Consider the following 7,433-nt stretch of genomic DNA (forward strand, 5'->3'; position numbering starts at 1 on the left):
TGGATATGTGGTAAAATAATATAAATTGTTGAAGATAGGGGATTGACAGCCCATGTATAGAAACGATATCCTGAGAGCAGAGCAGAGCAGAGCAGAGCAGAGCAGAGCAGAGCAGAGCAGAGCAGATAACTGCGCTGCTTTTTCAGCATGGAAAAATATAACACTCTAATGGCGGGGATAGGTGCGCCAATAGGGTGTTATTTTTTATAGAAAAATTAAGGAGGAGAGAAAAATGAAAAAAAGATTTTTGTCAGCATTGTTGGCTGCGGCTATGATGCTGACGATGATGCCCGCGGCGTTTGCGGCAGACGACGAGTCGCAATCGTCAACTGTACAAACAGAAGTTGTTTTGCCAGACATTACAGAGGCAGATTTCGGAGATAATACCGTTTTTGACGGCGAAACATACTATAAGACGATGATGGATGCACTTACAGGCATCCATAAAACCGGCAAACATACGCTATGGTGCAATCCGGGGAAGAATGTAGGCTCTATGACCCACGGCCACGTGTGCGCCAACCTTACAGTCTACGGCAACGGCGCTTATATCTCTGGCGGCGAGCGCGACTTCGAGCTGGAGCAGTATATAAAGCCCAATAGCAGCCAAGACGGTACTGATTGGAGCGGAGATGTGACACTCAAAGTCTACAATCTGAATGGTGCGGCCGTCTGGGGTACCCGTCGTTCTGCGTACACACTGAACATATATATGGAAAATTGCGAAAATATGAACCGCGTGTACCTTAACGGAACTACAGGTGCCAACAATATTACTCTGAAAAACTGCACCTTTGATGGTACGTTGGAGAACCCCCAAAAAGCCAACAACTGCACTGTTTACTCCAACGCAGGTGGCATCGTCGACCTCCAGAACTGCACGTTCACTGGCGTTTCTGAGCCGATCAACATGAATACGAAAGCTGGCGCATCGAAAAAGACAATCAACGTAACAGGCTGCACATTTACTGATTGCGGACTTGGGAATAACAAGCCTGATCCTGATTCAGATATACAGTGGGCTGCACCAATCCGAGTTGTCAATTCCGGCACAAAAATCTGCGAAACCAATGTGAAAGATTGCACGTTTAAATATTCGGAAGGGAAAACTTCCTGCAACGGCGATATTCTGATTGGCGATGGCCGCCAAGATGGAAAGTTCAACGATGTTACATTAAATGTTTCGGGAACTGCGGCAAATATTCAGATGCAGAAGCCGGGCTATTACCCCACTAAGGATGCCTCCAAGCTGAATCAAATTTCTGTTGACACTTCTGAAACGCTGAAAGCTGGTTTAGCTGAATCTTTTGCTGTCGCTCAAGTAGGTGGCAAGTCCTTTGATACTTTGGATGCAGCGCTTGCAGAGGCCAGCAAAGAAACCCCAGTTGTTCTGTTGAAGGATATTACGGTATCTAATACCATTCAAATTGAAAAAAGCATTTCTATCAACGGAAACGGCAAATCAATCACCCGTACAACCAATGGCATGGTCATAAATGTGCTGTATCAGGATGGAATTGATGTCGCCATTACCAATCTGACACTAAAAGGGAACAATCCCGGCGGCCTGTTGGAGTGGACAATGCAGGAAATCTACAAAGAAAATGCCGCCCCTGCTGTTACTCCAAAACTGACTATTGAAAAATGTACATTCAGCAGTGGTAACGGACAGAAAACAGGTGCTGGCATCGGCCTGTGGGGTCATAAACCCGGAGACTGGTTCAATGCAGCAAAGTCCGAGGTGGTAATCGACAATTGTGTTTTTGATACATTGAGTGTTGGCATTTACTACAATGAAGAAGATCCATTGTTGAATCTGAGAAGCACCGTTACCAACAACGAGTTCCGCAATCTTTCTTGGACAGGTATCGCAGGCATTCCTACAAATGCGGAAATTGCATACAATACCTTTGAAAGCAGTTGCCAGGGGGCGGTTCAGTATTTGCTGAATGCAAAGCAGATGAAAACAAACACGAGCATCCATGATAATGTGATCGACTCTGCTGTAGGCATCGAATTTATGCCCTACCATCTGAATGAGGGCAATCAGAACGGTGGGAATGCAACTGTTGCAGTTACCAAGGACATGCTGCCAAGCATTAAGAAGAATATTCGTAATACCGATACCAATCTGGTCAAAGTCGTTGCTTACAGAGCCGGTTCTGATGAAACACTGAAGCTGGCGGAGAACACAGCGATTGACCTGACCGAGAACTACACCAAGGGAGTGGCTCCGACGATCGAAACGGTTGTACAGACAGCCACAGGTGGCAATACTGCTCCGACTGTTGAAGATGCAATGCCGGAAATCAAAAATGATGTTTACTACGAAGAAGATACGATGAATCCCGAAGACTTGAATACTTACCATCCCTCCTCCGGCGGATCTTCCTCTTCCACCTACGCAATTACCGTAGACAAGATGGAGAACGGCGCGGTCAGCGCATCGGCCAAGTATGCGTCCAGGGGCCGCACCGTCACGCTGACGGTTTCGCCCGATAAGGGCTACGAGCTGGACGAACTGACCGTAACCGATAAGAACGGCAAGGAAGTGAAGCTGACCGACAAGGGCAACGGCAAGTTTACCTTTGAGATGCCGGCTTCCAAGATTACCGTTCAGGCTGTGTTCGTCAAGGCAGACGTGAAGCCCGAGCCGGTCAGCGGCTTTGAGGACGTCAAGACGACCGACTGGTTCGCGGAAGAAGTGGCGTATGTGGTGGACAAGGGCATGATGAACGGCATCACCAAGACCACCTTTGCGCCGAACGCAACCACGACCCGCGGCATGATTGTGACGATTCTGCATCGTCTGGAGAAGGAGCCGGCAGCAGCCGAGGCGGCCTTCACCGATGTAGCGGACGGCAAGTACTATTCTGCTGCGATTGACTGGGCGGCAGCGAACGGCATCGTCAAGGGCGTAAGCGAGACGAAGTTTGCGCCGGATACGGTAATCACCCGTGAGCAGATGGCAGCGATTCTGTACCGCTATGCGCAGTACAAGGGCTATGACGTAAGCAAGACCGCCAAGCTGGACGAATACAAGGACGGCGTCGAGGTCAGCGCTTATGCCACCAATGCAATGCAGTGGGCGAATGCGGAAGGCCTGATTACGGGCAAGACTTCGGTAACGCTGGTGCCTAAGGGCAGCGCAACCCGCGCGGAAGTTGCTACCATCCTGATGCGCTTCTGCGAGAATATTGTAAAGTAACTTATAAATATACACAAAAGGAGCGTACCATATGGTACGCTCCCTTTATTTGGAAAAATGTTTGTTGCATCTGCTGTACTGTGATAAATGGTTTTCTACAGTAAATTTGTGGGAAAAATAAAGTGATTTCAGAGAAAGAGTATGGTATACTAAATAATCATATTATCGGGAGCATCGCCATGAAAATATCAGAAATTTTAAAACAAGATAAGGTTACCCTTTCTTTTGAAGTTTTTCCACCCAAGACCAACAGTACCTATGAATCGGTGGCGCAGGCAACACAGGAGATTGCCGCGCTTCATCCGGATTTTATGAGCGTTACATACGGAGCAGGCGGCGGGACAAGCGAGCATACCGTACATATTGCCTCTGATTTAAAAACGCAGTATGATGTTACTGTGCTGGCACACTTATCCTGCGTATCGTCTACCAGGGAACAGGTAGCGCTCATGCTGCAGCAACTGCGGCAGCATGGCATTGAAAATGTTCTGGCATTGCGCGGCGATATTCCTGAGGGCGGATGTGTGGCGCATGATTATCGCTATGCTTCTGAACTGGTGCGGGAAATCAAAGCGCAGGGCGATTTTTGCATCGGCGGCGCCTGCTATCCGGAAGGACATGTGGAATCTGTAAATAAGACGGAGGATATTCTGCACCTGAAAGAAAAGGTGGACGCAGGATGCGATTTTCTGACAACGCAGATGTTTTTTGATAACAATATCTTTTATAATTTTTTATACCGTGTGCGGGAAAAAGGAATACAGGTGCCAATTATTGCGGGCATTATGCCAATTACCAACGCGAAGCAGGTGGAGCGCGCAATTAAAATGTCCGGTGCCAATATGCCGGAACGTTTTCGTGCTATAGTGGACCGGTTCGGCAATAATCCGGCCGCGATGAAACAGGCAGGTGTAATTTACGCAACCGAACAGGTGATCGACCTGATTGCAAACGGCATAAACCATATTCATATCTATACCATGAACAAACCGGAAGTAGCGGCCGGCATTCAAGCCAGCCTGTCGGAGATTCTCAAATGATTCCTGTCAAATACAGCGAGGTAGTGCGCTATCTGGGATATGGCGGCATGCAGCCGGATGCGGCTGTTGACCGGGCGATTATACGCTGCATTGAAGAACTGCAGCAGGAAGCGCAGCCAAAAAGTATTTATAAAATGTTTTCGCTGGTGCTGCCTGCGCCGGGTTTGCTTGATATTGCAGGCGTAACCATACACAGCAGCAACCTGTCCCGCAATTTGACGGGATGCCGCGGTGCCTATCTGATGGCGGCAACGCTTGGAGTGGCTGTTGACCGGCGAATTACCCGTGCGGCAGTGGCTTGTATGAGCGACGCTGTGATTTATCAGGCGGTTGCAGCCGCGATGATAGAAGCGTACTGTGATACAGTGAATGATGAAATTCGCATGGAAGCGCAGAAGAGCGGCTTATATTGCCGTCCGCGCTTTAGCCCGGGGTATGGAGACTTTTCGGTAGCACACCAGCAGGATTTTGCCCGTTTGCTTGATACCCCGCGCAGAATTGGGCTGACCGTTACGGAAAGCAGTTTGCTTGCGCCTATGAAATCAGTCACTGCGGTGATTGGGCTTTCGGATACGCCTCAGCCCTGTCATCGGGCGGGCTGCGAAGCTTGCGAAAAAACAGACTGTGCATTCAGGAGATGAAAATATGAGTTTTTTAGATAAATTGGGGAAAGAATGGCTGTTTGGAGACGGCGGAACGGGTACGATTTTGCAGGAAAAGGGACTGAAAGCAGGTGAGTTGCCCGAAACCTGGAATCTATTGCATCCGGAGGAGATAATAGATCTTCACCTCGGTTATCTGTTGGCAGGGAGCAATCTCATTACCACCAATACATTTGGCGCGAATGCGCTGAAATATCCGGCGGATTTGCGGCAGATTGTTGAAACGGCTGTCAGTCATGCGCGTGAAGCACGGCGTCGTTCTGGAAAAAAGGATGCCTATATTGCATTGGATATCGGACCGACGGGGCGGCTGCTGCAGCCGATGGGCGACCTTCCGTTTGAGCGTGCGGTTGATCTGTTTGGTGAGGTCGTGCGGATTGGAGCGGAGGCAGGCGCAGATTTGGTCCTCATCGAAACGATGAGCGACAGCTACGAGCTGAAAACGGCTGTGCTGGCAGCAAAGGAGAATTGCAATCTTCCAGTTTGTGCTACGGTAATTTTCGATGAAAAAGGAAAGCTGCTGACGGGCGGCACAGTTGATTCTGTTGTGGCTATGTTGGAAGGTCTGCGCGTGGACGCGCTTGGTGTCAATTGCGGATTGGGACCGAAGCAGATGCTCCCTATTGTAAAACGTATGCTCGAGGTCAGCTCACTGCCTGTTATCGTCAATCCCAACGCGGGTCTGCCGCGCAGCGAGAACGGCAAGACCGTGTTTGATATTGGAGCGGATACCTTTGCCGAATGGATGGCCCAAATTGCGGATATGGGAGTTCATATGCTGGGAGGCTGCTGCGGCACCACGCCGGAACATATCCGCAAAATGATAGAGCAGTGCCGGAATAAACCCTTTTATCCGCCGGTGCGCAAGCACAGAACCGTTGTATCGTCTTTTTCACAGACGGTGGAGATTGGCGGTATGCCGGTAATCATCGGTGAACGTATCAATCCGACAGGCAAGAGCAAATTCAAGGCTGCCCTGCGTGAAGGAAATATCGAGTATATCCTGTCAGAAGGGCTGGCACAGGAGGACAGCGGCGCGCATATCCTTGATGTAAACGTGGGCCTGCCGGAGATTGACGAACCTGCCATGATGGAGCGGGTGGTAACCCGTTTGCAAAGCGTAATTGCGCTTCCGCTGCAAATTGATACATCCAATACAGAGGCGATGGAACGCGGTATGCGGCTCTATAACGGAAAGCCGATGGTCAATTCTGTCAGCGGTAAGATGGAAAGCATGGAGAAAGTGTTTCCGTTGGTTCAAAAATACGGCGGCGTCGTAGTCGGTCTGACGCTGGATGAAACGGGAATCCCATCCACTGCAGAGGGGCGTGTTCAGGTGGCGCAGCGCATTTATCAGACAGCCGAGCGGTATGGCATCCCGCGGGAGGATATTGTAATAGACGCGCTGGCGATGACCATTTCATCGGACAGCGGTTCGGCACTGGTTACGCTGGAAACTTTGCGGCGCATACGCGATGAACTGCACGGGAACACCATTCTTGGTGTATCCAATATTTCCTTTGGTCTGCCGCAGCGGGAGATTATTAATGCCAACTTCTTTACCATGGCGCTGCAAAACGGACTGCGCTGCGCAATTATTAATCCGAATGCAGAAGCGATGATGCGTTCCTACCGCGCCTACCTGGCATTGAGCGGACAGGATAAACAGTGCGGCAGTTATATCGCCTTTTATGGGGGGCAGTCTGCGCCGCAGCAGGCGCCGGTACAGATCGCCTCCATGCCGCTGGCGGAATGTGTTGAGCGAGGGCTGCGCGAAGGCGCTGCCGAAGCTGCGGAGGCGGCGCTTCGCGTAAGTGCGCCGCTTGATGTGGTGAACACAGAGCTGATTCCCACGCTTGACCGCGTAGGCAAGGGATTTGAGAATGGAACGGTGTTCCTGCCGCAGCTTTTGATGAGCGCAGAGGCGGCCAAGGCGGCGTTTGAAGTGGTTAAGGAACGAATGAGAGATGTGCCGCGTGAGCAAAAGGGAAAAGTCATTCTGGCGACGGTTAAAGGAGATATTCACGATATTGGCAAGAACATTGTGAAGGTGCTGCTGGAAAATTACGGGTATCAGGTGCTTGACTTGGGCAAAGATGTTTCGCCGGAAGATATTGCATCTGCCGCGGTGCTGGAAAATGTTTCGCTTGTTGGTCTAAGCGCGCTGATGACAACGACAGTAGTCAGTATGGAACAAACCATTCGGTTGCTGCGCGAGAAAAAGCCGGATGCCAAAATCGTGGTCGGCGGAGCGGTGCTGACCCCTGAGTATGCAGCATCCATCGGGGCTGATTTTTATGCGAAAGACGCGATGGCAACCGTTCACTATGCAGATTTGGTTTTTAAGGCACTGTAAAAATACCATTGCAGAGCCAACAGGGAAAGGGTCAGACTCAGATATCTGAGTCTGACCCTTCAGCTTGTCGAAAAAGTCCAGCTACGGCTGGGCTTTTTCGCATGTATATGGTAAAATGCGGATGGGTGATGAAAGATGCTGGAACGAGGGAAACTGGACCGAGGTAT

The 7,433-nt window shown here is 50.1% G+C and carries 4 protein-coding genes; all 4 read left to right on the forward strand.

Annotation, left to right across the window (positions count from 1 at the left end; all coding sequences use genetic code 11):
- Positions 1-232 precede the first annotated feature (232 nt).
- Positions 233-3,208, forward strand: a complete 2,976-nt coding sequence (locus ACOYIE_RS07830) for an S-layer homology domain-containing protein (protein WP_433412075.1) — start codon at positions 233-235, stop codon at positions 3,206-3,208.
- A gap of 179 nt (positions 3,209-3,387) precedes the next feature.
- Positions 3,388-4,248 (forward strand): methylenetetrahydrofolate reductase [NAD(P)H], encoded by an 861-nt coding sequence (gene metF / locus ACOYIE_RS07835; RefSeq protein WP_433412077.1) that lies wholly within the window; start codon positions 3,388-3,390, stop codon positions 4,246-4,248.
- Positions 4,245-4,889 (forward strand): Vitamin B12 dependent methionine synthase activation subunit, encoded by a 645-nt coding sequence (locus ACOYIE_RS07840; protein WP_433412079.1) that lies wholly within the window; start codon positions 4,245-4,247, stop codon positions 4,887-4,889. Before metF ends, ACOYIE_RS07840 begins: the two co-directional genes overlap by 4 nt.
- A 4-nt stretch (positions 4,890-4,893) precedes the next feature.
- A complete protein-coding gene (locus ACOYIE_RS07845; protein ID WP_433412081.1) occupies positions 4,894-7,266 on the forward strand; it encodes a homocysteine S-methyltransferase family protein in 2,373 nt (790 codons plus the stop codon).
- Positions 7,267-7,433: the final 167 nt, after the last annotated feature.

Source organism: Agathobaculum sp. (assembly GCF_050946325.1).
GTDB lineage: Bacteria > Bacillota > Clostridia > Oscillospirales > Butyricicoccaceae > Agathobaculum.

What these genes read in the sequence shown, in the direction of transcription:
- ACOYIE_RS07845 (WP_433412081.1), top strand. Translation starts at nt 4,894, where the DNA reads ATGAGTTTTTTAGATAAATTGGGGAAAGAATGGCTGTTTGGAGACGGC.
- ACOYIE_RS07830 (WP_433412075.1), top strand. Translation starts at nt 233, where the DNA reads ATGAAAAAAAGATTTTTGTCAGCATTGTTGGCTGCGGCTATGATGCTG.
- metF (WP_433412077.1), top strand. Translation starts at nt 3,388, where the DNA reads ATGAAAATATCAGAAATTTTAAAACAAGATAAGGTTACCCTTTCTTTT.
- ACOYIE_RS07840 (WP_433412079.1), top strand. Translation starts at nt 4,245, where the DNA reads ATGATTCCTGTCAAATACAGCGAGGTAGTGCGCTATCTGGGATATGGC.